General features: G+C 61.5%; 20 protein-coding genes, 2 tRNA genes and 9 pseudogenes. 12 read left to right on the forward strand and 19 right to left on the reverse strand.

Going from position 1 to position 25,963, the window contains the following annotated elements; genetic code table 11:
* Window positions 1-117 precede the first annotated feature (117 nt).
* Together EIO60_RS06790 and EIO60_RS06795 are read left to right on the forward strand one after the other, a co-directional pair.
* Window positions 118-1,236: pseudogene (locus EIO60_RS06790) on the forward strand (pyridoxal phosphate-dependent aminotransferase).
* Window positions 1,224-1,547: pseudogene (locus EIO60_RS06795) on the forward strand (carbon-nitrogen hydrolase family protein); the annotation flags it as partial. The pseudogenes EIO60_RS06790 and EIO60_RS06795, both read left to right, overlap by 13 nt.
* A gap of 46 nt (window positions 1,548-1,593) precedes the next feature.
* Here the strand turns inward: EIO60_RS06795 and katG are convergent.
* From katG to hpxU, 10 genes and pseudogenes are all read right to left on the reverse strand, one after another.
* Window positions 1,594-3,596, reverse strand: a pseudogene (gene katG / locus EIO60_RS06800) (catalase/peroxidase HPI); the annotation flags it as partial.
* 202 nt (window positions 3,597-3,798) lie between these two features.
* Window positions 3,799-4,134, reverse strand: coding sequence for a hydroxyisourate hydrolase (uraH, locus tag EIO60_RS06805; RefSeq protein ID WP_258576271.1), 336 nt, complete (start codon window positions 4,132-4,134; stop codon window positions 3,799-3,801).
* A pseudogene (locus EIO60_RS06810) lies at window positions 4,131-4,586 on the reverse strand (2-oxo-4-hydroxy-4-carboxy-5-ureidoimidazoline decarboxylase). The gene uraH and the pseudogene EIO60_RS06810 overlap by 4 nt, the downstream one beginning before the upstream one ends.
* Complete coding sequence (gene hpxK / locus EIO60_RS06815; RefSeq protein WP_508278744.1) at window positions 4,583-5,839, reverse strand: allantoate amidohydrolase; 1,257 nt, start codon at window positions 5,837-5,839, stop codon at window positions 4,583-4,585. The pseudogene EIO60_RS06810 and the gene hpxK overlap by 4 nt, the downstream one beginning before the upstream one ends.
* Window positions 5,839-7,071 carry a pyridoxal-phosphate-dependent aminotransferase family protein gene (gene pucG / locus EIO60_RS06820; protein WP_258576272.1) on the reverse strand — a complete coding sequence of 411 codons (1,233 nt, stop codon included), beginning with the start codon at window positions 7,069-7,071 and terminating at the stop codon, window positions 5,839-5,841. The genes hpxK and pucG overlap by 1 nt, the downstream gene beginning before the upstream one ends.
* Window positions 7,072-7,089: 18 nt before the next feature.
* Window positions 7,090-7,769 (reverse strand): annotated as a pseudogene (locus EIO60_RS06825) (amino acid ABC transporter ATP-binding protein).
* On the reverse strand, window positions 7,750-8,409 hold the full coding sequence (locus EIO60_RS06830) for an amino acid ABC transporter permease (protein WP_309484694.1): 660 nt from the start codon (window positions 8,407-8,409) through the stop codon (window positions 7,750-7,752). The pseudogene EIO60_RS06825 and the gene EIO60_RS06830 overlap by 20 nt, the downstream one beginning before the upstream one ends.
* Window positions 8,406-9,050, reverse strand: coding sequence for an amino acid ABC transporter permease (locus tag EIO60_RS06835; protein WP_258576273.1), 645 nt, complete (start codon window positions 9,048-9,050; stop codon window positions 8,406-8,408). The genes EIO60_RS06830 and EIO60_RS06835 overlap by 4 nt, the downstream gene beginning before the upstream one ends.
* 9 nt (window positions 9,051-9,059) lie before the next feature.
* Window positions 9,060-9,761 (reverse strand): transporter substrate-binding domain-containing protein, encoded by a 702-nt coding sequence (locus EIO60_RS06840; protein ID WP_258576274.1) that lies wholly within the window; start codon window positions 9,759-9,761, stop codon window positions 9,060-9,062.
* Between the two features lie 185 nt (window positions 9,762-9,946).
* A pseudogene (gene hpxU / locus EIO60_RS06845) lies at window positions 9,947-10,788 on the reverse strand (MurR/RpiR family transcriptional regulator HpxU).
* Window positions 10,789-10,923: 135 nt separating this feature from the next.
* On the opposite strand from hpxU, the gene EIO60_RS06850 reads away from it, so the two are divergent.
* Genes EIO60_RS06850 through hpxZ form a run of 4 tightly spaced genes read left to right on the forward strand, consistent with a single transcriptional unit; the run spans window position 10,924 to window position 14,482 of the window.
* Window positions 10,924-12,510, forward strand: coding sequence for a gamma-glutamyltransferase family protein (locus EIO60_RS06850; RefSeq protein WP_258576275.1), 1,587 nt, complete (start codon window positions 10,924-10,926; stop codon window positions 12,508-12,510).
* A gap of 12 nt (window positions 12,511-12,522) precedes the next feature.
* Window positions 12,523-12,708: an oxalurate catabolism protein HpxX gene (gene hpxX / locus EIO60_RS06855; RefSeq protein WP_258576276.1), complete on the forward strand. Its 186-nt coding sequence runs from the start codon at window positions 12,523-12,525 to the stop codon at window positions 12,706-12,708.
* Window positions 12,705-14,096 (forward strand): AtzE family amidohydrolase, encoded by a 1,392-nt coding sequence (locus EIO60_RS06860; protein WP_258576277.1) that lies wholly within the window; start codon window positions 12,705-12,707, stop codon window positions 14,094-14,096. The genes hpxX and EIO60_RS06860 overlap by 4 nt, the downstream gene beginning before the upstream one ends.
* Complete coding sequence (hpxZ, locus tag EIO60_RS06865; protein ID WP_258576278.1) at window positions 14,093-14,482, forward strand: oxalurate catabolism protein HpxZ; 390 nt, start codon at window positions 14,093-14,095, stop codon at window positions 14,480-14,482. The genes EIO60_RS06860 and hpxZ overlap by 4 nt, the downstream gene beginning before the upstream one ends.
* 133 nt (window positions 14,483-14,615) lie before the next feature.
* Here the strand turns inward: hpxZ and EIO60_RS06870 are convergent.
* The 4 genes and pseudogenes from EIO60_RS06870 to EIO60_RS06885 form a co-directional block, all read right to left on the reverse strand.
* Window positions 14,616-15,288, reverse strand: a pseudogene (locus tag EIO60_RS06870) (HPP family protein).
* Window positions 15,289-15,471: 183 nt separating this feature from the next.
* On the reverse strand, window positions 15,472-16,428 hold the full coding sequence (gene puuE / locus EIO60_RS06875) for an allantoinase PuuE (protein WP_258576279.1): 957 nt from the start codon (window positions 16,426-16,428) through the stop codon (window positions 15,472-15,474).
* A 33-nt stretch (window positions 16,429-16,461) separates the two neighbouring features.
* Window positions 16,462-17,193: an allantoin racemase gene (gene hpxA / locus EIO60_RS06880; protein ID WP_258576280.1), complete on the reverse strand. Its 732-nt coding sequence runs from the start codon at window positions 17,191-17,193 to the stop codon at window positions 16,462-16,464.
* Window positions 17,190-17,894: a GntR family transcriptional regulator gene (locus EIO60_RS06885; protein ID WP_258576281.1), complete on the reverse strand. Its 705-nt coding sequence runs from the start codon at window positions 17,892-17,894 to the stop codon at window positions 17,190-17,192. Before EIO60_RS06885 ends, hpxA begins: the two co-directional genes overlap by 4 nt.
* Window positions 17,895-18,099: 205 nt before the next feature.
* On the opposite strand from EIO60_RS06885, the pseudogene EIO60_RS06890 reads away from it, so the two are divergent.
* Window positions 18,100-19,583, forward strand: a pseudogene (locus EIO60_RS06890) (NCS1 family nucleobase:cation symporter-1).
* A gap of 5 nt (window positions 19,584-19,588) precedes the next feature.
* On the opposite strand, the gene EIO60_RS06895 reads toward EIO60_RS06890, so the two are convergent.
* Together EIO60_RS06895 and dnaQ are read right to left on the reverse strand one after the other, a co-directional pair.
* Window positions 19,589-19,665, reverse strand: a tRNA-Asp gene (locus EIO60_RS06895).
* A 135-nt stretch (window positions 19,666-19,800) separates the two neighbouring features.
* Entirely contained in the window at window positions 19,801-20,532 is a 732-nt protein-coding gene (dnaQ, locus tag EIO60_RS06900) for a DNA polymerase III subunit epsilon (protein WP_258576282.1), read from the reverse strand.
* 54 nt (window positions 20,533-20,586) lie between these two features.
* On the opposite strand from dnaQ, the gene rnhA reads away from it, so the two are divergent.
* Window positions 20,587-21,054 carry a ribonuclease HI gene (rnhA, locus tag EIO60_RS06905; protein WP_258576283.1) on the forward strand — a complete coding sequence of 156 codons (468 nt, stop codon included), beginning with the start codon at window positions 20,587-20,589 and terminating at the stop codon, window positions 21,052-21,054.
* Here the strand turns inward: rnhA and EIO60_RS06910 are convergent.
* Window positions 21,036-21,773, reverse strand: coding sequence for a class I SAM-dependent methyltransferase (locus tag EIO60_RS06910; protein ID WP_258576284.1), 738 nt, complete (start codon window positions 21,771-21,773; stop codon window positions 21,036-21,038). The two genes, rnhA and EIO60_RS06910, sit on opposite strands and share 19 nt — an antisense overlap.
* A gap of 42 nt (window positions 21,774-21,815) precedes the next feature.
* Here EIO60_RS06910 and EIO60_RS06915 point away from each other — a divergent pair.
* From EIO60_RS06915 to EIO60_RS06930, 4 genes and pseudogenes are all read left to right on the forward strand, one after another.
* Window positions 21,816-22,100, forward strand: a pseudogene (locus tag EIO60_RS06915) (MBL fold metallo-hydrolase); the annotation flags it as partial.
* Between the two features lie 77 nt (window positions 22,101-22,177).
* Window positions 22,178-23,500, forward strand: a complete 1,323-nt coding sequence (gene mltD, locus EIO60_RS06920; RefSeq protein ID WP_258576285.1) for a murein transglycosylase D — start codon at window positions 22,178-22,180, stop codon at window positions 23,498-23,500.
* A 451-nt stretch (window positions 23,501-23,951) separates the two neighbouring features.
* A complete protein-coding gene (locus EIO60_RS06925) occupies window positions 23,952-24,167 on the forward strand; it encodes an MFS transporter (protein WP_258576286.1) in 216 nt (71 codons plus the stop codon).
* A gap of 123 nt (window positions 24,168-24,290) precedes the next feature.
* A complete protein-coding gene (locus EIO60_RS06930; protein WP_258576287.1) occupies window positions 24,291-24,929 on the forward strand; it encodes a cyclase family protein in 639 nt (212 codons plus the stop codon).
* Here the strand turns inward: EIO60_RS06930 and EIO60_RS06935 are convergent.
* Together EIO60_RS06935 and EIO60_RS06940 are read right to left on the reverse strand one after the other, a co-directional pair.
* Window positions 24,924-25,718: an endonuclease/exonuclease/phosphatase family protein gene (locus EIO60_RS06935; protein WP_258576313.1), complete on the reverse strand. Its 795-nt coding sequence runs from the start codon at window positions 25,716-25,718 to the stop codon at window positions 24,924-24,926. The two genes, EIO60_RS06930 and EIO60_RS06935, sit on opposite strands and share 6 nt — an antisense overlap.
* 168 nt (window positions 25,719-25,886) lie before the next feature.
* Window positions 25,887-25,963 (reverse strand) — tRNA-Asp (locus EIO60_RS06940).

A 25,963-nucleotide genomic window follows, 5' to 3' on the forward strand; every position in this document is an offset into this window, starting at 1 on the left:
TAGACTTCTAAGCGTCTAGATTGCCAAGTATCAACATCCTGTTTATAGTGGCTTCAACACAGGGTTACTTCGCAACGACATTCGCGCTTAAGGCAATTAACAATGACGCAGCACAACCTGACGCCGGAGAGCAAGCTTCCCGCCCTCGGCACCACCATCTTCACCCAGATGAGCGCGCTGGCGCAGCAGCATAACGCCATCAACCTGCCGCAGGGCTTCCCCGACTTCGACGGCCCGCGCTATCTGCAGGAACGCCTGGCATACCACGTCAGCCAAGGCGCGAACCAGTATGCGCCGATGACCGGCGTGCTACCGCTGCGCGAGGCGATCGCCGAGAAAACCGCCGAGCTGTATGGCTATCGTCCCGACATCAACAGCGATATCACCGTCACCGCCGGCGCCACCGAAGCGCTCTATGCCGCCATCACCGCGCTGGTGCGTCAGGGCGACGAGGTGATCTGCTTCGATCCGAGCTACGACAGCTATGCGCCCGCCGTGGAGCTGTCGGGCGGTGTGCTGAAGCGCATCGCACTGCAGCCGCCGGGCTTTCGCGTCGACTGGACGGCATTCGCCGCCCTGCTCTCCAGCAAAACCCGTCTGGTGATCCTGAATGCGCCGCACAACCCCTCTGCCACCGTCTGGCGTCAGGCGGATTTCGCCGCGCTGTGGCAGGCGATCGCCGATCGGGAGATTTACATGCTGAGCGACGAGGTTTACGAGCATATCTGCTTCGATGAGACGGGCTGCGCCAGCGCGCCGTTGCCGTCTCCTCGGTCGGCAAAACCTTTCATATGACCGGCTGGAAGGTCGGCTACAGCGTGGCGCCCGCCGCCATCAGCGCCGAGCTGCGCAAGGTGCATCAGTATCTGACCTTTGCGGCCAACACCCCCGCGCAGCTGGCGCTCGCCGATATGCTGCGCCATGAGCCGGGCGCACTACCGCAAGCTGCCCGCGTTTTATCGCACGCGCCGCGACCGACTGGCGCAGGCGCTGAAGAAGAGCCGCTTCAAGGTGCTGCCATGCGAAGGCACCTACTTTCTGCTGGCGGACTACAGCGCCCTCTCCGATCTCGACGACGTCAGCTTCTGCTAGTGGCTGACCAGAGAGGTGGGCGTGGCGGCGATCCCGCTGTCGGTGTTCTGCGCCGACCCCTTCCCGCACAGGCTAATCCGCCTCTGCTTTGCCAAACAGGAGGCGACACTCGACGCCGCCGCGGAGCACTTATGTCAGATTTAAACATCACGGTTTTACAGGAAACCCTGCACTGGATGGATGGCGAGCCGAACCTGTGCCACTTCGACGCTGTGCTTGCAGGCATAACCGGCTGCAATCTGATCCTGCTGCCGGAGATGTTCACCACCGGCTTCGCCATGGAGGCGGCGCAGCGCTCGCTGCCGCAGGCGCAGGCGCAGGCGCAGGCGCAGGTAGTAGCGTGGCTGCACAAACACACCGCGGCGAGCAACGCACTGGTGGGCGGCAGTGCGGCGATCCAGACCGAAAACGGCGCGGTGAACCGCTTTCTGCTGGTGGAGCCGGACGTCACCCTAATACCAGGTCGGCGCGCGTCGCGCTGTACTTCATTTCGCCGCTCTAACGATCGCGTCCTTCGAACAGCTCTACGCTCTCATCGATGGCGCGCCAGGCAGTGCGCATATCGAGCAGATTGACGAAGAAGTCTGTGCTCAGCACGCCAGGACGATCGGTGAACAGACCGTGCTGACTGCCGTCGTAGTTGGCGCCTAGCACGCGCAGACCGCCCAGCAGCACCGTCAGCTCCGGCGCGCTCAGGGTCAGCTGCTGCGCTTTATCCAGCAGCAGCGTTTCGGTCGACGAGCCGCCCTGTACGCGACGGTAGTTGCGGAAACCATCCGCCAGCGGCTGCAGCAGCGCGAAAGAGTCCACATCGGTCTGATCCTGACGCGCATCGACACGGCCCGGGGTAAAGGGCACCTGCACCGCGACACCTGCCGCTGCGGCAGCCATCTCGACGCCGACGTTACCCGCCAGTACGATGACGTCCGCCAGCGAAGCCTTGCCGGACGCGCGCTGAATATCCTGCAGCACCGGCAGCACGTCGCGGATCACGCTGGCGTTCACCGCCCACGTGTTCTGCGGCGCCAGCACCAGACGCGCGCCCGTTCGCACCGCCGCACTTGTCGCCGCCGCGGAAAGTCGAGGCGGAGGCCCAGGCAGCGGAAACCAGCTGGCTGACGCTTAGGCCGCATGCAGCTATTATTTGCGCTTTCAGCTCGCTGATGTCGGCCACTTGCGGCTGGTGAATCGCCGCCGGCAGCGGATCCTGCCACAGCAAATCTTCTTTCGGCACTTCCAGACCGAGGCAGCGCGCTTTCGGCCTCATATTGCGGTGGGTCAGCTTGAACCACACGCGGGCAAAGGCTTCGTTAAACGCCTGCGGATCGTTAAGGAAGCGGCGCGAAATCTTTTCAAATTCCAGGTTGAAGCACAGAGTCAGGTCGGTGACCAGCATGGTCGGCTTACGCTTTTTCTCCAGATCGAAGGGGTCGGGGATAATCGAGTCGGCGTTGCTGGCTTCGAACTGAATCGCGCCTGCCGGACTGTGCCTGCATCCACTCATATTTGAACAGGTTCTCGAAGAAGTAGTTGCTCCACTGGGTCGGGGTTTTCGTCCAGACCACTTCCAAGTCGGAAGTAATCGCGTCCGCGCCCACACTGCTGCCGTAGCTGCTGCGCCAGTCGAAACCCTACGCCTCAATCGGCAAGGCTTCCGGATCGACATCGAGGTGGCTGGCCGCGCCCGCGCCGTGGGTTTTGCCCAGTGTATGGCCGCCGGCGATCAGCGCCAAGATCTCTTCGTCGTTCATGCCCATGTTGCCAAAGGTGGCGCGGATGGCCGGCGCGGCCGACGCCGGGTTGCCGCTCGCTTTCGGGCCCTCTGGGTTAACGTAGATCAGTCCCATCTCGGTGGCACCGAGCGGCGCGTTGGCGAGACTTTCCGGATGGCGGTGCGCCAGTCACTCGGTTTCGTTGCCCCAGTCCACGTCCATATCCGGTTCCCTGACGTCTTCGCGTCCGGCGCCGAAGGCGAAGGTGCGGAAGCCGGCGTTCTCCAGCGAGACGTTGCCCGCGAGGATGTAGAGTTCGGCCCAAGAAATTTTCTGACCATATTTCTGTTTCACCGGCCACAGCAGGCGACGCGCTTTATCCAGGCTGACGTTGTCCGGCCAGGAGTTAAGCGGCGCAAAACGCTGCTGTCCGTGACCAGAGCCGCCGCGACCGTCAACGGTGCGGCAGGTGCCTGCGCTGTGCCACGCCATACGGATAAAACAGGCCGATATAGCTGCCCCAGTCGGCCGGCCACTAGGACTGCGAATCGGTCAGCAGCGCGCGGATGTCCGCCTTCAGCGCTGAGTCGAGCTTGCTGAATTCTGTGCGGTAGTCAAAATCGTTGCTGAGGGGGTTGGAACGGCTGGAGTGCTGGTTCAGCAGGTCTACGCGCAGCATATTGGGCCCACCAGTCGCGGTTAGTGGTACCGCTACCTGCGCCGCACGCTAAAACGCTTTTTTTCCTCTGACGCGCCGTGGCCAAAAGGACATTTGCCTGCATCAGCGTGATTGGCATGACCAGCGTAGCCGCTGGTCTCTTCCGGTGCGGCGTGATTAAAGAGGTATTTACCTGCGGCGGCGGCGTTATCGTTATTTTCTGGTGTGCTCATTATCGGCTCCGTTGGCTTTACGTTACTCGGCTACGATAGTGGTGCGCTTGAGGAAACACGATCTGGATAAACCGAAGATATTGATAGTCGTTGCCTTGCAAAATTAGCTGCCGCGATAGGTAGACCATGACCAGGGTGAAATCAGAAAAGGCAGATGAAAATGGCTGCCCGTCGCGGGAATAACAAAGTCGATCTGCGCCGAGACGTAGAGCGCGTCGCGTCCGCCTTCGGCGAAGTAGTCGCCAATCTCCGCCGTCAGGCGGTAATGGCCCGGCGCCAGCGGCGTTGGCGTAAAATCACCGATCCGGCCGTCGCGGTCGGTGCAGCCCTGCACCACCGGCAGCCAGCCTTCCGGGCAGCGCTGCTCCAGCGAGACGGCCACGCCGGCCGCCGGTTTACCCAGCGCCGTATCAAGAATATGGGTAGTGATGGTGCTCATGTCAGGATCTCCTTCTGGCGCAACAGGGTGATTTCGCGCAGCTGCGCAAGCGCTTCGCGCGTCTCAGTCTCAATCTCGGCATCATTTTCCAGTCGACGCTAAAGCTGCGCCAGCATCTCGTCGCCGCTGCTTCCGCTGGCGCGAATTAAAAAGACGCGGCCAAAACGCGCCTCGTAGGCGCGATTGCCCCCTAGCATCGCCTGCTGCAGCGCCGCCTCTTTCTCCGCGCCGCGGGCGCGCTCGCCGATGCGCGGATAAGCCGTCAGCGCCTGAGCCAGATCGGCTTCGTTCCAGCGCTGCGCCAGCCTCTCCGCCTCTGCCAGCAGCATCGCCGGGGAGGCAAAAGGCAGCGCGGCGACCAGCGCCTGCTGCCAGTGTAGAATCGCGACGCAGTAGGCGACAGCTGCCTGCGCCGCCTGATGCGGCAGCGCGTTAAAGGTCGCGAGGTTCATGACGCGCCTCGCTGCGCCAGCTGGCAGACGGCGTGCAAGTAGGCGCGCACCGCCAGCGCCACGTCGCCGGTCATCACCGCTTCCGCCGGATTGTGGCTGATGCCGCGCGCGTTGCGCACAAACAGCATGCCGACCGGCCAGCGCTCGGCGATGGCGATGGCGTCATGGCCCGCGCCGCTCGGCAGCACCAGCGTGCGGCCCTGCACCGTCTCGACGGCGCTGCCGAGCGCCTGCTGCAGCGCGCTGTTGCAGGCGGTGGCGCTGATGCGGTAATACTCCTCCTCCGCGAAGCTCAGCCCGCGCCGCAGGGCGATCGCCTCGCCCTGGGTCAGCAGGCTCGACAGCAGGCGCTCCAGCGGCAGATCCTGTGGGCCGCGTACGTCAAGCGACAGCGCCACCTCGCCAGGGATAATGTTGACCGCGCCGGGGGCACAGCTCAGCGTGCCGACCGTCGCCACCAGCTGCGGATCCTGCTCGCGCGTCGCCGCCTCGATAAATACTATCCACTCCGCCGCCGCCGCCAGCGCGTCTTTGCGGTGTGTCATCGGCACCGTGCCCGCGTGGCCCGCCTCGCCGGTAAAGCGGCAGTTGAGGCGGCGCGCGCCGTTGATGGCGGTGACCACGCCCAGCGCCAGCTCCGCCTGCTCCAGGCAGGGGCCTTGCTCAATATGCAGTTCAAGATAGGCGGCGATATCGCTGACGTCGCGCGCCGCGCGGTGAATCGCACCGGCGTCCAGCCCGACATCCGCCATCGCCTGCGCCACGGTAATGTTGTTGCCGTCCGGGTACGTGACCCAGCTCTCCGGCCACTGCCCGGTAATGCCCCGGCTGCCGAGCAGGGTGATGCCAAAGCGCGTGCCCTCTTCGTCGCCGAAGCCGATCACCTCAATCGCCAGCGGCAGGCGCTGCTGGTTTTCATGCAGCCACTGTACCGTTTCGATGGCGGTGAGCACGCCCAGCATGCCGTCGTAGCGGCCGGCGTTGCGCACCGTATCGAGGTGCGAGCCGAGCAGCAGCGCCGGGGCGCCGTTGTTGATTCCTTCGTAGCGGCCGCAGATATTGCCGACCGCGTCCTGCCAGACGCGCATGCCGGCCTGCGCCATCCATTCCCCCACCTGCGCGTTGGCGCGTAGATGCTCTGGCGAGAGGTAGACGCGCGTTAGGTTGTCGGGCGATTCACTGATCGCCGCCAGCGCGTCGCAGCGCGCCATCACGCGTTCGGCGGCAAGCTGCGCCTCAACGGCGTTCATCATTATGCGCCGCTCCCGTAGCGATCCCAGGCGGCCTGCAGCGCCGCGCCCTGGGTGGCGCGGAAGCCGAGGCGCGTCAGCACCGCCTCCAGCGCCGCCAGCGTGGTCATCACGCAATCTTTGCGCGCGTTGTAGCCCATGGTGCCGATGCGCCATACCTTGCCATGCAGCGGCCCGAACGAGGTGCCGATCTCGATGCCGAAATCCTCCAGCATCAGCGCACGCGCCTGGTCGCCGTTGATGCCCTGTGGGATCACCACGCCGAGCACGTTGTTCATCTTGTGCTGCAGGTCGCCGAAGGTTTCCAGCCCCATACCCTGAATACCCTTCAGCAGTGCCTCGCCGTGCAGCCTGTGGCGCGCGATGCCTTCGTCCAGCCCTTCCTGCATAATCAGCCGTGCGCACTCGCGCGCGCCGAACAGCGCGGTGGTCGCCTCGGTATGGTGGTTAAGGCGCTCTGGCCCCCAGTAGTCCATGATCATGCCGAGATCGAAATAGTTGGAGTAGATCATCTCCTCGTCACCATCCTGATGGGCGGCGGTGCGGAGCCCCTCTTCGACGCATTTGCGCCGGCGGATCGCCTCCTCCATCTGCGGGCTTAAGGTAATCGGCGAGGTGCCGGAAGGGCCGCCGAGGCACTTCTGCATGCCCGCCGAGACCGCGTCCAGCCCCCAGGCGTCGGTTTCCAGCGCGTTGCCGCCGAGCGACGCGGTGGCATCGGTATAGAACAGCACGCCGTACTTTTTGCAGATGGCGCCCAGCTCCGCCAGCGGCTGCAGCATGGTAGTTGAGGTTTCGCCCTGCACCGTCAGCAGCAGGCGCGGCTTCACGCGCTTGATGGCGTCCTCGATCTGATCCGGCGTAAAGACCTCGCCCCAGGGCACCTCAATGGTGTGCACCTCGGCGCGGCAGCGGCGGGCGATTTCGCACAGCAGGTGGCCGAAGCGGCCAAAAACCGGCACCAGCACGCGGTTGCCTGGACGGATCGCCGAGATCAGGATCGCCTCGATCCCGGCTCGCGAGGTGCAGTCGATCAGCAGCGTCCAGCGGTTTTCAGTGCGGAACACACCGCGATAGAGCGCCATAACCTCGTTCATATAGTGAGTCATCGCCGGATCGTACTGGCCGATCAGCTGCGTCGACATGGCGCGCAGCACGCGCGGATCGGCGTTGATCGGGCCGGGCCCCATCAGCAGGCGCTGCGGCGGATTGATTTGCGGGTAGTGGTTTTCCATGTTGGGTTCCTTAAGCCATTAAAGTCGTACCGAGGAGATAAACTGCTTCAGCTCCGCCGTCTGCGGCGCGGCGAACAGCGTTTTGCTGCTGCCCTGCTCCCAGACGCGTCCCTGGTGCATAAAGACCAAGCGGTCGCCGACGTCGCGGGCTAAATTTATCTCATGGGTGACGAGGATCAGGGTCATGCCTTCAGCGGCGAGCTGCTCCAGCACCTTCAGCACTTCGCCCACCAGCTTAGGATCGAGCGCCGAAGTGATCTCGTCGCACAGCAAGACTTTGGGATTCATCGCCAGTGCGTGGGCGATGGCGACGCGCTGATGCTGGCCGCCGGAGAGGTTCGCCGGGTAGTAGTCGAGGCGTTCACTGAGGCTGACCTTCTCCAGCATCTGCGCCGCCAGCGCGCGGCACTCCACCTCGCCTTTCTTCAGCACACGGCGCGGCGCCAGCATCACGTTCTCCAGCTCGGTCATATGGGGAAAAAGATTGAAGTTCTGGAACACCATGCCGCCCAGCTTGATGCTCTCCCTTCCTGATAGCCTTCCAGCCCGCTCATGCAGCGCAGCAGCGTCCTTTTGCCCGAGCCGCTGCGGCCGATGATAGAGATCACCTCACCCATTTCGATATCGAGATCGACCCCCTTCAGCATATGGTTGTCGCCGTAGTACTTCTGCACCTGATTAATGGTGATGAGCGGCATGGAGTTTTTTCTCCAGATACTGGCTGTAGCGGGACAGCGGATAACACATCAGGAAGTAACCCAGCGCGACCAGGCCAAACACCTTGAACGGCTGGTAGGTCACGTTGTTCAGAATGGTTTCGGCTTTGGTCCGTTCGATAAAGCCGATAATCGAGGCGAGCGCAGTGCCCTTGATCACCTGTATGGCAAAGCCCACCGTCGGCGCGATGACAATGCGGATCGCCTGCGGCGTGATGACCCTATACAGGGTCTGGCCGAAGCTGAGGCCGAGGCAGCGCGACGCCTCCCACTGCCCCTTCAGCAGCGCGCGAATGCTGCCAAACCAGATGTCGAGCAGAAAGGCGCTGGTGTAAAAGGTCAGCGCCAGCGAGGCGGCGGTCCAGGGCGCGACGTCGACGCCGAACAGCCCGACGCCGAAAAAGGCGAGAAACAGCTGCATCAGCAGCGGCGTGCCCTGGAACAGCTCGGTGTAGCCGCGGATCAGCCGCGTCAGCCACTTACGCTGCAGCAGGCGCAGCAAGAGCAGCGGCAGCGTTACCAGCGTGCCGCCGATAAAGGCGGTCGGCGACAGCAGAATGGTCCAGCGCGCCGCCAGCAGCAGGTTGCGCAGAATGTCCCAGTCGGTGAAGGTAGTCATCATACCTGCGCTCCAAACCATTTGCGTCCCAGCGCCAGCAGCACCTGGCACATAGCGATCGACAGTAGCAGATAGACCTCAAAGCTTAATAAAAAGGTGCGCGACTGGATCAGGTTGGCGGCGAAGGTCAGCTCTTCATCGGAGACCTGCGACACCACCGACGAACCGAGCATCACAATAATGCACTGGCTGACCAATGCCGGATAGATGCGCTGCAGCGACGGCGGCACCACGCGCAGAAAGGTCTGCGTGCGCGTCAACCCCAGCACGCGTCCCGCTTCCCACTGCCCTTTAGGCGTTACCTGAATGCCGGCGCAGATAATTTCAGTGCTGTAGGCGCCGAGGCTGATCAGCATCGCTAGCAGCGCCGCCTCGCCTGCCGTCAGCTTCAGTCCCAGATTGGGCAGGGCGAAGACGATAAAAAAGAGCTGCACCACAAACGGGGTGTTGCGGATGATCTCCACATACAGGCCCCACAGGCGGCTCGCCCAGCTCGCTTTGCCGCTACGCTGCGCCGCGCCGAGGATCCCCAGCCCGACGCCGCCGACGGTGGCCAGCACCGTCAGCTGGATGGTGACCCAGAGGCCGGCGAGCAGCTCCGGCCAGTAGGAGCAGAGCGCAGGGAAGTTAAGTTGCCCGAGCATGCCGCGCCCTTATGCGCCAAGGCTGGCGGGCAGCGGCGCTTTCAGCCACTCTTCCGACAACTTGTTGAGCGTGCCGTCTTTGATGCCCTGTTCGATCAGCACGTCTACCTTCGCCTTCAGCGCCGGCTCGTTTTTCTTCAGGCCGATAAAGCACGGTGAATCCTTCAGCATAAACTGCGCCACCGGCGCCTTTTGCGGGTTCTGGCGAACGATGGCCTCCACCACCAAGTTGCCGGTGGCCACGTACTGCACCTGGCCAGAGAGGTAAGCAGAGAGCGTGGTGTTATTGTCTTCATAGCACTTCACCTGCGCCTCTTTCAGCTGCTCGCCCTTGGGTCCGAAGACGCCGAGGAAGAACGGCGCATAGGCGCGGCTGAAGTCGATGACATTTTCACGCTCGGCGTTCTTGCCCATGCTGGAGATCACCAGATCCACCTTGTCGGTTTGCAGATAGGGCACGCGGTTGGCGCTGGTGACCGGCACCAGCTGCCACTTAAGTTTCATATGCTTCGCCAGATATTTCGCTATGTCGATGTCGTAGCCCTGCGGCTGCAAATCGGTGCCCATCGATCCAAACGGCAGGAAATCCTGCAGCACCGCCATGCGGATAACGCCGCGCTTCTCGATATCCTGGAGCTGATCTGCCAGCGCGCTGCCGGTCTGAACCATCAGTAGTGCCGCTGCCGCGACTGCCATTAACGCCTTTTTCATTATGCACCCCGGTAAGTTGACCTGAAACAAAAGATTCTTGTGAATGTGATCTGCAACTAATGTGCCAACCAGCGCACCGGGAGCAGGCTGAGCGGGGGAAAAGCGGATTTTTCAGGCTTTCAGGCGGTAACGCGCCGCCTGACGGGGAAGGATCATCATGAGGCAACGCACCAAAAAGGCGCGCGTTAACGGTGCTCCAGCTCGTCGAACTGCTGATAGAGATCGGCAATCTGATGAATGCGCTGGTGACCTTGCGACAGCATCTCATGCAGCAGCGCGCTGACCGGCAGGTTAATCAGGCTCATCGCCGAGGCGTAGCTGTTGAAGCCCGAGACGCTGTCAAGCGGCGCGCAGAGCTGCCAGCGCGCCAGCGCGATAACCAACTGCGTCTGCGGCTCGCACAGCGCCAGCAGTAGAATGCCGCGCTGTTGCAGCTGCTGCATCAGCGGACGGATCAGGCGCGTGCGGCGGCGAAACGCCATCACCACAACCATATCCTCCGGCGTGATATCGACCACCTTTTCTTCCGCCAGCGTCTACCCCGGCTGCGGCAGGATGATCACGTCGGAGCGGGCCTGCAACAGCTGCTGGCGCAGGTGCAGCGCCACCGGCCAGGAGTTGCGCATGCCGAGAATAAAGATGCGTTTCGCCTGCGTCAGCTGCTGCACCGTCTCGCCGAACTGCTGCGCGTAGAGGCTGTTAACCCACTGCGTCAGGTTCGCCATCTCCTGCTTATAGTGGCGCGCCAGCAGTGTATTGCCCTGCACCGCGTCGCGGTTGTCGGTCAGCGGCATGCCGCTCTGGCGCAGGGTGCGCAGCTCGTCGCGCATATCTTTGTATTTGTCGTAGCCCAGCCGGCGGAACAGGCGGCTGACCGTTGCCTTGGAGACGCCGCTGAGCCTCGCCAGCTCGGCGCTGTTGTGGCTGATCAGGTCGTCGAAGTCGTCGAAGACAAAACGGCGATGCGCTGCTCCTGCGGCGAGAGCTGCGGATAGTGGCTTCTGAGCCGTTCATCAAGCTGTTTCATGGACTGTCCTGTAACTTTCGTTTTAGCAGAAACTAGCACAATTCGATCCAGGTTACCGCTGCGGCGCGACGCGCAAAAAACTGGAACGGCTCTTGCTTGATTTTACGCATGACTGTCTGAAAATGAAGAGGGAACATGATTCAGAGCAACATGGCTCCGCTGGGGATGGCGGTCGCGCCGCATCATCTGGCGAGCGAGAGTGCGCTGGCGGTGCTGCGCGACGGCGGTAACGCCATTGAGGCGATGGTCGCCGCCGCCGCCACCATTGCCGTAATTTACCCCCATATGAACGGCCTCGGCGGCGACGGCTTCTGGCTGGTGCTACCGCCCAACGGCGATCCGGTCGCCATCGACGCCAGCGGCGCAGCGGGCGCGCTGGCGCATCCCGACTTCTACCACGGCGAACGCGCCATTCCCCACCGCGGTCCGAAGGCGGCGCTGACGGTAGCCGGGACGGTGAGCGGCTGGCAAGAGGCGCTGACGCTCTCCGCCGAACTGGGCGGCGAGCCGCTGTCTCTGCCGCGCCTGCTGCGCGACGCGATCCGCTACGCCGCCGACGGCATTCCGGTCACCGCCTCGCAGGCAGCCGCGACCGCCGCCAAGCAACACGAGCTTGCGCATCAGCCCGGCTTTGCCGCCACCTTTCTGCCGGACGGCGAACCGCCGCGCCAAGGCAGCCGCTTTACCCAGCCGGCGCTGGCGCAAACGCTGAGCCTGCTGAGCGAGCAGGGTCTCGACAGTTTCTATCGCGGCGAGCTGGCGCATCACCTGGCGCGCGAGATGACAACGCTCGGCATGCCGCTAACGCTGGCAGATCTGCAGCAGCAGCGCGCGCGCCGCTGTGTGCCGCTGCACGTGGCGCACAGCGAGGGCAACCTGTGGAATATCGCGCCTCCGACCCAGGGCCTGGTGTCGCTGACAATCCTCGGCGTCACCGACCATCTGGCGATGGCGCAGGCTGACGAGGCGCAGACGGTGCACCGTATCGTCGAGGCGACGAAAAAGGCCTTTGCACTGCGCGACGCCCATCTTACCGATCCGCGCCATATGGACTGCGAGGCGCAGTCGCTGTTGAGCCAGGATCATTTCGCCACCCTAGCGAGCCAGGTAAGCGAGAGTCAGGCCGCGTCCTGGGGCACCGGGCGCGGCCCCAGCGACACGGTGTGGATAGGGGTGATGGACAGCAGCGGCCTCGCCGTCTCCTTTATTCAGAGCATCTATCACGAATTCGGCAGCGGCGTGGTGATCCCCGGCACCGGCATTACCTGGCAGAATCGCGGCGCCGCCTTCAGCCTCGATCCCGATCATCTGCTGGCGCTGGCGCCAGGCAAGCAGCCGTTTCATACCCTCAACCCCGCCGCCGCGCGGCTAAAAGATGGCCGCACGCTGATTTACGGCGCGATGGGCGGCGACGGCCAGCCGCAAACCCAGGCGGCGATCTTTACCCGCCACGTTCTGCAGGGCATGCCGCTGCAGCAGGCGGTCAGCGCGCCGCGCTGGCTGCTGGGGCGCACCTGGGGCAACGCCTCCGACTCGCTCAAGCTGGAGAGCCGCTTCGCGCCAGAGACCGTCGCCAGGCTGCGCCAGCTGGGACACGAGGTAGAGCTGCTGCCTGACTTCAGCGAAGCGGTGGGCCATGCGGGCGCCATCGTGCGCCACAACAACGGCATGCTGGAAGGGGCATGCGATCCGCGCAGCAACGGCAGCGCGAGCGGTTTTTGACAGGAGAGAGATATGGATCGAACAACTGACTGGGCAAGCTATCTGACACAGATGGAGCAGCTGCTGGCGCTGGAGCTGGACGAGGCGCGCCGCGCCGAACTGCAGATCCAGCTGGCGCGCATCGCCGCGCTGGCGGCGCCACTGATGGCCTTTCCCCTCGACGACAGGCTGGAAGTGGCGGGAGTATTTCACCCATGAACCTCAGCGAATTTTCTGTTCAGTCGCTGCAGCAGGCGATTGCGCGCGGCGACCTCAGCGCGCGCGAGGTGGCGCAGCAGACTCTGCAGGGCATTGAGCGGCAGCACAGGCTCAACGCCTGGACCGAGGTGACCGCGGATCGCATGCTGCGCGAGGCTGACGCGGTGGACGCGCAGCGGCGGCGCGGCGAGAGCCTGCCGCCGCTGGCAGGCGTGCCTTACGCGGTGAAAAACCTGTTCGACGTGGCGGACCACAGCACGCTGGCGGGCGCGGCGCTGTTTCAGGATCGCCCGGCGGCGACACAGGACGCCTGGGCGGTAAGCCGCCTCAGCCGCGCCGGCGCCCTACTCTCCGGCATGCTGAATATGGACGCCTACGCCTACGGCTTTACCACCGAGAACAGCCACTTCGGCGCCACGCGCAACCCGCACGATCCCACACGCATGGCGGGCGGATCGTCTGGCGGATCCGCGGCGGCAGTGGCGGCAGGACTGGCGCACTTTTCGCTCGGCACCGATACCAACGGCTCGATTCGCGTGCCCGCGTCGCTGTGCGGCATTTTCGGCCTGAAGCCGACCTTTGGCCGCCTGTCGCGCAGCGGCAGCCATCCCTTTGCCGCCAGCCTCGATCATATCGGTCCCTTCGCACGGCGCGTCGAGGATCTGGCGCTGGTGTATGACATTCTGCAGGGGCGCGACCACCATGACGCGTTCCAGGCAGACCGGCCCGCCGATCCGACACTGGTCGGGATGGAAGAAACGGGCCAGCGCTGCGCGCTGCTGGGGGGCTTTTTCTCAACTTGGTGCGACGATGACGCACGCGACGCGCTGGCGCGCGCCACGCGCGCGCTGGCGATCGACGATGAGGTGACGCTGCCGGAGGCGGAGCTGGCGCGATCGGCGGCCTTTATCGTGACCGCCAGCGAAGGAGGCAACCACTATCTGCCGGCGCTGCGCGCCACGCCGGAGCGGTTTGAGCCCGCCTCGCGCGAACGGCTGCTGGCGGGAGCGATGCTGCCCGCCGCCTGGTATGTGCAGGCGCAGCGCTTCCGCCGCCATTTCCAGCAGCAGGTGCTGCCGCTATTCAGCAGCTTCGACGTGCTGATCGCCCCAGCAACGCCCTGTACGGCGCCCCTGATTGGTCAGGAAAGCATCCGCATTAACGGCGTCGATCTACCGTCGCGCGCCAGTATGGGCATGCTGACGCAGCCGATCTCTTTTCTCGGCCTGCCGGTATGCAGCGTGCCGCTGGCGACGCAAAGCGGCCTGCCCATCGGGCTGCAGCTGATCGCCGCCCCCTTTAACGAAGCCGCCGCGCTGCGAGTCGCTTTCGCGCTGGAGCAGCAGGGCATTACCCTGGCGCCAGCCTGTCTGGAGAAAACAGCATGAGAGCTGAAGAGATTAATCTGCCGCACGTGGTGGCGGAGGTGACCGCCGCGTTTTACCGCTACGAGCAGGCGCTAGTGAGCAATGATAGTGAGACGCTGGATGCGCTGTTCTGGCACGATGATCGCACCGTGCGGCTGGGCGCGGGCGAGAACCTTTACGGCATTGAGGCGATCCGCGCCTTTCGCGCCCAGCGTCCGTCTGCCGGGCTGGCGCGCACCCTGCGCAACAGCCTGATCACCACCTTCGGCGAAGAGTATGCGGTGTGCAGCACCGAGTTCACACGCGCGGGCAGCACGAAAATCGGCCGCCAGCAGCAGAGCTGGGTTCGACTACCCGACGGCTGGCGCATCGTCGCCGCACAGGTCAGTCTGATGAGCGAAGCCTGAGGCTGCACCACCAGCCGAAGGCTGGCGCAACATCGCGCGCCAGGCGGGCATCGTCATACGCGCTGGCCTGCCAGCAGCGAGCCTTTAAAGCATCGTCACGCGCGGCGGTGATGGTTTCGGCACGCTGCAGCAGCTATTGCAGATCGTCCTCATCGATATCCAGCAGCTCTCCCTCTGCCAGCGCCTGATGCAGGTCGTCGTGCGTAATCGGCACATCCAGCGCCACCGGCTGCGATTTCAACTCGGCTGCGGCCAGCGGATGAGGGTAGCGGCGGCCCGCGAGGTTATTGAAGACAAGTGCCAGCAACGCCAGACAGAGCGAGTTGAGCAGTACCGGCGTCAGCATAAACTGATAGCCCAGCTGCTGCACGCCGCCGCCGCCGAGTATGGCCTTAAGCGATACCGCGCCGCTGGGCGGATGCAGGCAGCGCAGCTGGAACATCACCGCAATGGCGAGACTGGCCGCAATGCCGCAGGCCAGCGGCGCATAGGGAATTATCATGGGCGGCGGATGACGCCAATCAGCCCCGCGACCAGATTGCCGCCGACAATCGACCATGGCTGCGCCAGCGGACTGTTCGGTAGGCCAAACAGCAGCACCGCCGAGGCGTCCATCGGCGCGACAAACCACAGATTAACCTGACCCAGCAGCCAGTGGCTGATCAGGCTGGTGATAGTCAGCCCCAGCCCGGCGCCAGGCTGGCGACGGCGATCTCTTTTTCCGCACCCGGCAGCGGGTGCGGCCAGAGGCGGGCAATAAAGGTGCGCAACGTGCTTGTCCACTTCGCCTGACGCAATTCAGTCATGGTTCGGAAGCTCAGTCATCAGAAAAAATTATGGTTCGCGATTTTCGCTGATTGAAACTAGCGTAACAACCCCTGCTTTTACAGGCCTTTTATCGGAGAGAAAGTGCAGCCTGTCAGCCGCGACGGCAGGAAAAGAGGTGACGCGGCACCGCCGCTAAGGGCGCTGCCGCGAAGTGGAGAGGATCAGACCTGCGGCGCAGGATGGGTCGCCATCCAGTGCTCGGCGATCGCCTGCCGCGTGCAGATCCAGACATCCTGATGCTGCTGAATATGGTCCAGGAAGTTCTGCAAAGCCTTGAAGCGGCCAGGCCGCCCCAGCAGGCGGCAGTGCATGCCGACCGACATCATCTTCGGCTGGGTTTCGCCCTCTTCATACAGTACGTCGAAGGTGTCGCGCAGATAGGTAAAAAACTGCTCGGCGGTGTTGAAGCCCTGCGGCGTGGCGAAGCGCATATCGTTGCACTCCAGCGTATAGGGGATAATCAGATGGGGCTTCACGGTGCCATCCTGACAGGTGACCTGCGTCCAGAACGGCAGATCGTCGCCGTAGTTGTCGCTGTCATAGCTGAAGCTGCCCTGCTCGACCACCAGCCGCCGCGTGTTCGGGCTGTCGCGCCCGGTGTACCAGCCGGTCGGCGCCTTGCCGAACAGGTCGGTCAGGACGTCGACCGCCTGCTGCATATGCTGGCGCTCGGTTTTGGCATCCATCGCCTGATAGTGGATCCAGCGCCAGCCGTGGCTGACCACATCGTAATCCGCCTCTTTGATCGCCTCGACGATCTCGGGATGGCGCGCCAGCGCCATGGCAACGCCAAACACCGTCAGCGGCAGGCCGCGCTTTTGAAATTCGCGGTGAATGCGCCAGAAGCCGGCGCGCGAGCCATATTCATAAAGCGAGTCCATCGACATATGGCGGTCGGGATAGCTGGCGGCGCCGATGATATCGGAGAGAAACTGTTCAGAGCCGGCGTCGCCGTGCAGCACGTTGTTCTCCGCGCCCTCTTCATAGTTGAGCACGAACTGCACCGCCACGCGCGCCTTGTGCGGCCAGGCGGCATGCGGCGGTGTGGCGCCATAGCCGACCAGATCGCGCGGATAGTTTTTGTTGAAGCTGTACTCTTTCTTTTCTGCACTATCCATTAGGATTTCCTGTGGTATTGAAGCAAGGTTCCGTTAGTTTAGATGCTGAAACGCGCCAGAGAGAGGTTTGGCGATCGGCCAGGCGAGATCGCCATGCTTGCTGGTGCCAAAGCCAAGCGCCACCAGCGTTTCGACCATCTTCACCGCCGCGCTGACACCGTCGATGACCGGCATCTCCAGCTCTCGCGTCAGCTGATGCGCCAGCATCGCCATTCCGCCGCAGCCGAGCACGATGGCGCCGCAGCCATCCTGCTGCTTCGCCGCCAGGCAGCGCTCGCGCACCTTATCCTGCGCCAGCCCGCTGCCGTCCTCCAGCGCCAGCACCGGCAGGTCGATGGCGTGCAGCGCAGCGCAGTAGTGCGTGAAGCCGTACTGCTGTAGCAGATGGCGCGCAATCACCAGCGTGCGCGGCAGCGTGGTCACGATGGAGAAGCGCGTCGCCACCAGCGTCGCGGTATGCATCGCCGCCTCAGCGATGCCGATAACCGGCCCGCTTGCCAGCTCGCGCGCCGCCAGCAGTCCCGGATCGCCAAAGCAGGCGATAACGTGGCCGCTGACGCCCTGCTCTCTACCGCGCTTGATCTGCTCCAGCACCCCGATCGTCGCCACCGCTTCGTCGAAGTGCCCCTCCACAGAGGGCACGCCCTGCGACGGCGACACCGCGATTATATCCGTGCCCGACGCGGCAACCGCGCGCGCCGCTGCGCCGATCGTCTCCGTCATCGCTAGGCTGGTATTGGGGTTGATGACCTGAATCAGGCTCATGATGTCACCTCTTTATGACGGGCAAATAACCGCGCAAAGTCCGGCAGCGTCTCGCCGCTACGCTCAAAGTGCAGGCTGGAAAGGATATGGTCGAAGTGGTGCTGCAGCGCCTGGGTCAGCGCGGCGAGGTCGCCAGCGCGCAGGTGGGCCACCAGCCTGTCGTGATCGTCGCAGCGGCAGCAGCGCTGCAAGGGTGCGTCCCAGGCGGCGATTACCAGCGAGGAGCGCTGCGTCAGGCGCGTGACCAGCTCGGTCAGCACCTGATTGCCCGACACCGCCTGCAGCTCGATATGAAAAGCAGCGGAGAGACGGATGGCCGCCGCGCCGTCGCGCGCCTCATGCGCATGCTGCTCCAGGGCGATGCGCTGCATCAGCACCGCCAGATGGGGCGGCTGCAGACGTGCTAGCACTGCCGGCAGGTTGGCGCACTCGATCAGCGCGCGAGTGCGAAAAATATTGCGCGCCTCGTCGACGCCGGGCGTCGCCACCTGTACACCGCGTCTGGGCAACAGCGTGACCATTTGCACTGCGGCAAGGCGCTGCAGTACTTTGCAAATGCCGGTGCGGCTGACGCCGAATACCTCGGCCAGCGCCTCTTGCGGCAGCTGGTGCTCTACGATGGCGTTCATCAACGCCTGGTAAATAGGTTCATCTTTATCAACCAGATCGGCCGCTGCGCCGTGGCCTGTTTCACTTCTCATTTCCGGCTCCCTCAGGTCGCTGTGTGCCCACATCGTATACGTGAATAGATTTTTTTGTATACAAGATTTCCGTTTTGGCCTGAATCCTGCGAAAGCCTGTTCGTTGCGTAAACCCTTTAACGTCTTGAAGAGGAGTAGGTTTCATGCCAAATCATCTCAACAGCCCTTCCGCGTCCGCCGATGACGCGTGCGCTAAAGCCCACGCCTGACCAATGAGGATCTGGCACCGACGCGCCAGCAGAACTGGACATGGTACAACATCTTCTCGTTCTGGATGTCGGATATGCACAGCATGGGCGGCTATGTGGTCGCCGCCAGTTTCTTTACGCTGGGTCTGGCGAGCTGGCAGATGCTGATTTGCCTGCTGGCGGGCATCTGCATCGTGCAGCTCTGCGCCAACCTGGTGGCGAAGCCGAGCCAGATGGCGGGCGTACCCTATGCAGTGATCTGCCGCCAGGCGTTCGGCGCCAATATTCCGGCGGTGGTCCGCGGGCTAATCGCTTTCGGCTGGTACGACATGCAGACCTATCTGGCGGCGAATGCGCTGATGCTGGTGCTGCTGAAGTTTTTCCCGTCGCTGATGTCGCTCACCCAGGCCAGCTGGCTGGGGCTGTCGTTGCTGGGCTGGTGCTGCTTCGGCGTGATGTGGCTGCTGCAGGCGATGGTGTTCTGGCACGGCATGAGCGCCATTAAGTGCTTTATCGATGTGGCGGGGCCAGCAGTGTATGTGGTGATGGGCTGGCGGGCTGGATTGTATACAGAACCGGCTTTGACGGCATCTCCTTTACCCTGACCAGCAAGATGCTGAGCACCAGCGAGCGGAGCTGGCAGATGATCACCGCCACCGCGCTGGTGGTCTCCTGCTTCTTCTCCGGGCCGCTGCTCAACTTCGGCGACTTCTCCAGCTACGGCAAAAGTATGGGCGAAATTCGCCGCGGCAACCGCTGGGGCCTGCCGTTCAACTTTCTGCTCTTTTCTGTGGTGTCTGTGGTGACGGTGGTGACGGTGGTGATTGTATCGTGCACCCAGTCGCTGTTCGGCTGGATGATTACCGATCCCGTCGAGACCGTCAGCATGGTGGGTAACGATGTGGCGGTAGCGATTGGGCTGCTGACCATGATCACCGCCACTATCGGCATCAATATCGTGGCCAACTTCGTCTCCCCGGCGTTTGATTTCTCTAACTGCTCGCCGCAGAAAATCAGCTTCCGCACCAATGGGATGATCGCCGACGTCGGCTCGGTGCTGCTGACGCCGTGGAATCTGTTTCAGTCACCGGAGCTGATCCACTATACACTGGACGTGCTGGGCGCCTTTATCGGCCCGCTGTTCGGCATTTTGCTGGCGGACTTCTACCTGATTAAGCGTGGCCGCGTTAGCGTGGACGACCTGTTCGACGCCACGCCATAGGGGATCTACTGGTATCGCAGCGGCTTTAATCCCAACGTGATTGGCGCGATGCTGCCTGCTGTCGCCATCGGCCTGATCGCCAGCTTTATTCCGGCGCTGCATGAGGTCGCCAGCTTCAGCTGGTTTATCGGCGCGGCAATGGGCGGCGGTTGCTATCGCTATCTGGCGCGAGGCGGGCGCGGCGAACGCCTTTGCCAATGGCGTGGCGATGCAGAAAGAGCAAAAAGCGGGAAAGAGAAAAAGCAAAAGGCCGATTCATTGCTGAATCGGCCTTGCTGAATAGTTGGCGGTGCGGACGGGACTCGAACCCGCGCCCCCCGGCGTGACAGGCCGGTATTCTAACCGACTGAACTACCGCACCGCGCTGTGTTCCCCGTCGGGAACAAAGGCGCATATTAATGGGCGCGCGATCCCCCGTCAACGCTTTTTCTGCGCGCGCGGCGCGTTTGCTGTTTTTTTACGCTTAACGATGAATTAAACGGCAAAACAACAGGTTTTAGCCGCGCCACAGGCAGCTGCCGCCCTTTTTCATCACCAGATCGAGACGCGACTCGTGCGCCATCACCTCTTCATCCGAGGCGGCAATCACGCGCAGCGCGGAAGCGGGACGCGCGATGCGCTGAATGGTCTCGCCCGATGACTGCTGCGTGCTGTCCCCCTCCTGCGAAAAGGTCAGCATCGTCTGGCCGCCGGTCATGGTCAGGAAGACTTCCGCCAGAATTTCGGCGTCAAGCAGCGCGCCGTGCAGCGTACGCTTGCTGTTGTCGATCTCGTAGCGCGAGCAGAGAGTATCCAGGCTGTTCCGCTTGCCGGGGAACATCTTGCGCGCCATCGCCAGGCTGTCGGTAATGCGGCAGAAGGTGTCGGTTTTGCCGATGCCGCGGTTCAGCATCGAGAATTCGTAATCCATAAAGCCGATATCGAACGAGGCGTTATGGATCACCAGCTCCGCGCCGCGGATATAGTCGAGGAACTCATTCGCAATGTCGGCGAAGGTCGGCTTATCGGCCAGAAACTCGTCAGCGATGCCGTGCATGCCGAACGCTACCGGATCTACCAGCCGGTCGGGGTGCAGATACATATGGAAGTTGTTGCCGGTCAGGCGACGGTTGACCACCTCTACTGCACCGATTTCGATAATGCGGTGACCTTCATAATGCACACCGATCATGTTCATACCTGTGGTTTCAGTATCGAGGACGATCTGGCGGTTAATTGCAGTGCTCATAGGATTCGTTTTATGTCAGACTTAGCGTTTTTCTCAGAAGGGAGTCTACCAGAGATGCGCAAGCAGGTAGAAATTTTTACCGACGGCTCCTGCCTCGGCAATCCCGGCCCGGGCGGCTACGGCGCGATTTTACGCTATGGCAAGCATGAAAAGCTGTTCAGCGCCGGCTACCGGCTGACCACCAATAACCGCATGGAGCTGATGGCAGCCATCGTGTCGCTGGAAGCGCTGAAAGATCCTTGCAATGTGGTATTGAGCACCGACAGCCAGTATGTGCGTCAGGGCATCACCAGCTGGATCCACAACTGGAAAAAGCGCGGCTGGAAGACCGCAGAAAAGAAGCCGGTGAAAAATGTGGACCTCTGGCAGCGCCTCGACAGCGCGCTGGCGGCGCATGACATTCGGTGGGAATGGGTGAAAGGCCACGCCGGCCACCCGGAAAATGAGCGCTGCAACGAACTGGCGCGCAGCGCCGCGGAGCGACCGCAGCTGGAAGATATCAGCTACCGGGTCGAATCCTGATCGCGCGCCGCGCGAAACTGCCGCGTGGCGTTGACCGCCGGGCACAGCTGCGCCTTGGTCAGCGACTTTTTCGCCCTGGTCGGCGTCAGCGGGAAGGTGCGTTTGCGCGCGACGACGATATTTAGGCAGCCCAGCGCCGGCAGATGTGCGCTGATGGTTTTGCCACCCTGTCGATGCCAAGGCACCACCTGAAAGCGTGTGCGGTAGACCGCTTCATAATTGAGCAGCCCCAGCCAGTCGAGCAGGCGCGTCTGGCTGAACATCCAGCCGCTCCAGGGCGCCTTGCGCTGGATGCCCGGCAACGCCTTGCTAACGCCCAGCAGCGAAAAGGGATTGAAGCCGCTGATAATCATCCAGCCGTCATCGATCAGCACGCGATCCACTTCGCGCAGCACCCGATGCGGGTCCTGGCTCCAGGCCAGCGTGTGTGCCAGCAGGCAGACGTCCACCGATTTAGATTCAAACGGCAGCTGCGTCGGCTGCGCCAGCACCTGCAGCAACTCCCCTTTGCTGCCTACATTCACCCGATGTGAAATGGCGCAATGCTCAGTGTTGATTTCTGCACTAAGGTTACCAATCTTAAGCATATGAAAGCCATATAGCTTTCCGAGGTAAGGCTGTAGCTGCTGAGTCAGCGCGTCGCGGAAATAGTTCCCCCATGGCATATCGCGCCATGAGTGCGGCACGGTCAGAATTTGGCGTGTCTTGGCGGGCTTCATGCTTTACCATCTTCCTTTTCTAACGGCCTGCTAGGGGTAATTATGAATCTTACCAGAATTCCTGCGCTGCAGGATAACTACATCTGGATCTGGACGCTAAATGACCATGCGGGCGACTGCCTGATTGTCGATCCCGGCGAGGCGCAACCGGTACTGGAAAAAGTCGATGCCAACGGCTGGTGTCCCGTTGCGATTCTGTTGACCCACGATCACCACGATCACGTCGGCGGCGTGCAAGAGTTGCTGACGCGCTTCCCCGACCTTTCCGTCTACGGTCCGCAGGAAACCGAAGGCAAAGGCGCGACTATCGTGGTCAGCGAAGGCGATACTTGATCTTACGGGTTGTGTTGTGACAAGGGGTTACGTATAGTTACTCATCTTTTAAGCGAACTATTGACACACACATGAAGGCTAAAGCGATATTACTCGCCTTGGTCTTGCTGGTGGGATGTCAGGCATCACGGAATGACGCCAATATCCCCGAACAGTATGCCCAGAGTCTGTCTTCAGCTGGTCAAGGTGAAAATGGAAAGTACGGTGATCGAATGTTGTCGCCGCAATGGCAGAAAGATGGAACTGGCCTCGCCGAAGATACCGATCTCTGGAGTTTCATTAGTGACGAGTTGAAGATGGGGATTCCGGAAAATAGCCGAATCCGCGAACAAAAACAAAAGTACCTGAAAAGTAAGAGCTATCTCCACGATGTAACATTACGGGCAGAGCCGTACATGTACTGGATTGTCGAGCAGATACAGAAACATAAAATGCCGATGGAACTGGTACTGCTACCTATAGTGGAGAGCGCTTTTGACCCACATGCAACCTCCTCCGCCAATGCCGCAGGCATCTGGCAGATCGTTGCAACAACGGGCAAAAATTATGGTTTGGAACAGAACCAGTGGTATGACGGACGCCGCGATGTGGTGGCCTCAACCAAAGTTGCGTTAGATATGATGCAGCGCCTGAACAAGATGTTTGACGGCGACTGGCTGCTGACCGTAGCTGCCTATAACAGCGGCGAAGGTCGCGTACTGAAAGCAATTAAACAGAACAAGGCGCGCGGTAAGCCGACCGACTTCTGGCATCTGTCGCTGCCGCGCGAAACCACGGTCTACGTGCCGAAAATGTTGGCCCTGAGCGAACTGCTCAAGAACAACAAACTCTGCGGCATTAAGCTGCCGCCCCCTGGCGAAAGTCGCGCGCTGGCGCGTGTTGAAGTTGGACAGCAGATGCAGCTGACGCAGGCCGCTGAGATGGCTGACATGTCGCTGAACAAGCTGAAAAGCTTTAATACCGGCTACAAAAAGGGTGCCACTGCGCCAAACGGACCTCAGTACATTTTAGTGCCTAAGTCCCATGTGGCGCAGCTGCGTAGCTCGCTGGCTTCTGGCGATATCGTAGCGGTACAACCGACTCAGCTGGCGAAAGCGAGCGCGTCGGGCGGTTATAAAGTTCGTCGCGGCGATACGCTTTCAGGCATCGCCAGCAAACTGGGCGTTAGCATAGCTACGCTGAAGCAGCAGAATCATCTGCAGAGCGACAGCATTCGTCCCGGTCAGACGCTGACCGTCGGCGACAGCGGCACTAGCCTGTCTGATAATAGCAACAGCATCACCTATCGCGTGCGTAAAGGTGATTCTCTTGCCAGCATTGCCCAACGCCACGGTGTCGATATCAAAGACGTGATGCGCTGGAATACTATCCTGAGCAACGCGAAAGATACCTAGCCCGGCGACCGGCTAATGCTCTTTGTAAATAATAACGCATCGCTCGATACCTGATGCGTTGAAAAGGTCAACAATTGTTAGCCTTTTTCACTTTCCTTTTCTTTTCCTGGGCTTTCCTGACTTCCTCGCCCCAGCGTCTGCTTATTCGCGTGACAGCGATCAATTATTAACCACAAGATACTTGTATGGCATGTTATCGCGATCCATGTTAACAATCTTGAATTTTCGTGTAGCCGGATTGTTTCCTCTGGCGTAATTGCGCGAGGAGTGAACGCGCCGTCTAGTGCCTTCTTTTTCGCCTTTCAAGTCAATATGACAGGGTAAGGTTATGAGCGATACTCTTAATCAGTAAGTGAAAACCAGGCAGCTGCCTGACGACACGACGTATTCGCAGCAACCGCCTGCGGTTAAGCGGGGATTGCTGCCGCGCGCCCACCCCCTTCCATTGTGGATGCTGGTGATCACCACGCTGGCGATTTTGATGAACTCGATCGATCGCATTATCTTGCCCACGTTGCTGCCCGCCATTGTGCAGGATTTCAATATCAGCGAGGTGCAGGCTGGCTGGATCAACTCACTCAGCTTTTTCTTTTTCGGCATGCTGACCGGCGCGGTGCTGTTCGGCCTGCTCTCCGATTATATCGGTACCGGCTATCGTCGCTGCTAAAACTGGTGCCTGCCGGTGCTGGTTGAAATCGTCTCTGGCGTAGCGACCGCGTTCAGTAAGACGCTGGTCGCCTTCCAGCTGCTGCGCGTCTTTATGGAAACGGTGGATCTCAAGCGAGGATAAATGACTGCACTCTGGAAACAGCTACGCGCCAGCGAAGTGGTTGAGCTTAACCATCTTTACCAGCCTCGGATGCCGGTCTGGCCCACGCATCCAAAATTCCTGCTTGGCGAGAATGAGAGCTATGCCGGGGGAGACAGCAATTACAACTGCCAGCTGGTAATGGGCGATCACTGCAGCACGCACGTTGACTCCCCCTCTCACTTTATTGCGACGGGCAAAACGATCGAACAGGTTGATGTACGCCTGCTGATAGGGCGCGGTGTGCTGATTGATGTACGCGATGTCGCGCCTGGCGCAACCTTTGGCACGGCGGAAATTGAACGCTGGGAGAGCCAGCATGGCGCCATCGGCCCGGATGATATCGCGATTTTCCATACCGGCTGGGATGCCAAATGGGCGCGACGCCCTGAACAGGACCCCTTCTTATCCGACTGGCCGGGACTGTCAGCAGAAGGCACGGAGATGTTGATTGACCGGGGCGTGAGCGTGCTGGGTACGGATGCGCTGTCGATCGACGCCTTCGGCAGCGATACCTACCCTGTGCATCAACGGGTTTTAGGCAGCGACAGGCTCATTATTGAGAACTTGACGAATCTGGCACGCCTACCGCCCTACTTCACCTTTATCGCGCTGCTATGATGATGCGGCGCTAAACTCAACCAGCAGCGGATTATGGTCTGAAGCGCGCGTGACCAGCACTAACGCCTTGCTGACACCCATATTGCGGTAGAAGACGAAATCAAGCGGACGGCCAAACGCCTTGCGTCGGTGATCGTCCGTAAACTTCACTTCTTTTAGCGCCATCTCCCTTGCAAAGCGATAGAGCGCATGCATGCGCTGGCGACTCCAGGCGTTAAAATCACCGGCCATAATGACGGGGCCTTTATGATGCAGGATCTGCTCGCCAATCGGTCCCAGCTGTTTACTGTAGACGTCGATGCCAAGACTAAAGTTAACGGCATGGATGTTGACTACCATCAGCATTTCGCCGTTCGGCAGCAGATAGGCCGTAACCAGGGCGGATTTCGCCAGGCGCAGCAGCGGCTCGCGCTCGCGTAGCGGGCAGCAGTAGACGGGGTGGGCAGAAGCCAGCGTCATGACGCCAGACGGATGCTGCGGCAGCACAAAAGCGGGCACCTGATCTGCAGCGAGGTAGTTGCTGGTCGCAAACTGCACCAGTTCAGGAGTGGTTTGCGCCTCCTGCAGCAGCATGAGATGCGCATCTTTGCCGAACCCCTGCAGTACAGACATCCAGTCAGCGCACTGCTGCTTGAAAATATTCCATACCAGCACGCGTAGCTGGGTATCGGGCGTCAGCGGCGCGCCGGGAGGAAGCGCCTGCCCCAGATGCAGCATGGCGCCCGGCGGAAAGATCTGCTCGGCCGGCTGCCCCGCTGTATATCGCATTGCATAGGTTTTTTTTCGCACTTTCTCGCCCAACTTCTTTCTTTCCCATAGCACTTGTCTGTTATAGGGATTTTAGACCGGGGTTTCAATCGGTGTTCGTGAATGTCGGAAGCATTACGGGCTAACGGAGGGTTTATTGTGCAGAAGTAGAAAAAGCTCTTACTTTTCAGTCAGGGCTTATCTATAAGGTGGCGGTGCGGACGGGACTCGAACCCGCGCCCCCCGGCGTGACAGGCCGGTATTCTAACCGACTGAACTACCGCACC

It is taken from the genome of Candidatus Pantoea persica (genome assembly GCF_013753875.1).
GTDB lineage: Bacteria > Pseudomonadota > Gammaproteobacteria > Enterobacterales > Enterobacteriaceae > Pantoea > Pantoea persica.

Bases quoted from the DNA above. Each gene is read 5' to 3' on its own strand.
- EIO60_RS06930 (WP_258576287.1), top strand. From the start codon at position 24,291: ATGACTGCACTCTGGAAACAGCTACGCGCCAGCGAAGTGGTTGAGCTT.
- rnhA (WP_258576283.1), top strand. From the start codon at position 20,587: ATGCGCAAGCAGGTAGAAATTTTTACCGACGGCTCCTGCCTCGGCAAT.
- EIO60_RS06830 (WP_309484694.1), bottom strand. From the start codon at position 8,409: ATGATGACTACCTTCACCGACTGGGACATTCTGCGCAACCTGCTGCTG.
- EIO60_RS06885 (WP_258576281.1), bottom strand. From the start codon at position 17,894: ATGAGAAGTGAAACAGGCCACGGCGCAGCGGCCGATCTGGTTGATAAA.
- hpxX (WP_258576276.1), top strand. From the start codon at position 12,523: ATGGATCGAACAACTGACTGGGCAAGCTATCTGACACAGATGGAGCAG.
- EIO60_RS06910 (WP_258576284.1), bottom strand. From the start codon at position 21,773: ATGAAGCCCGCCAAGACACGCCAAATTCTGACCGTGCCGCACTCATGG.
- EIO60_RS06860 (WP_258576277.1), top strand. From the start codon at position 12,705: ATGAACCTCAGCGAATTTTCTGTTCAGTCGCTGCAGCAGGCGATTGCG.
- uraH (WP_258576271.1), bottom strand. From the start codon at position 4,134: ATGAGCACCATCACTACCCATATTCTTGATACGGCGCTGGGTAAACCG.
- EIO60_RS06850 (WP_258576275.1), top strand. From the start codon at position 10,924: ATGATTCAGAGCAACATGGCTCCGCTGGGGATGGCGGTCGCGCCGCAT.
- EIO60_RS06835 (WP_258576273.1), bottom strand. From the start codon at position 9,050: ATGCTCGGGCAACTTAACTTCCCTGCGCTCTGCTCCTACTGGCCGGAG.
- hpxA (WP_258576280.1), bottom strand. From the start codon at position 17,193: ATGAGCCTGATTCAGGTCATCAACCCCAATACCAGCCTAGCGATGACG.
- mltD (WP_258576285.1), top strand. From the start codon at position 22,178: ATGAAGGCTAAAGCGATATTACTCGCCTTGGTCTTGCTGGTGGGATGT.
- hpxZ (WP_258576278.1), top strand. From the start codon at position 14,093: ATGAGAGCTGAAGAGATTAATCTGCCGCACGTGGTGGCGGAGGTGACC.
- EIO60_RS06925 (WP_258576286.1), top strand. From the start codon at position 23,952: ATGCTGGTGATCACCACGCTGGCGATTTTGATGAACTCGATCGATCGC.
- pucG (WP_258576272.1), bottom strand. From the start codon at position 7,071: ATGGAAAACCACTACCCGCAAATCAATCCGCCGCAGCGCCTGCTGATG.
- EIO60_RS06840 (WP_258576274.1), bottom strand. From the start codon at position 9,761: ATGAAAAAGGCGTTAATGGCAGTCGCGGCAGCGGCACTACTGATGGTT.
- dnaQ (WP_258576282.1), bottom strand. From the start codon at position 20,532: ATGAGCACTGCAATTAACCGCCAGATCGTCCTCGATACTGAAACCACA.
- hpxK (WP_508278744.1), bottom strand. From the start codon at position 5,839: ATGATGAACGCCGTTGAGGCGCAGCTTGCCGCCGAACGCGTGATGGCG.
- puuE (WP_258576279.1), bottom strand. From the start codon at position 16,428: ATGGATAGTGCAGAAAAGAAAGAGTACAGCTTCAACAAAAACTATCCG.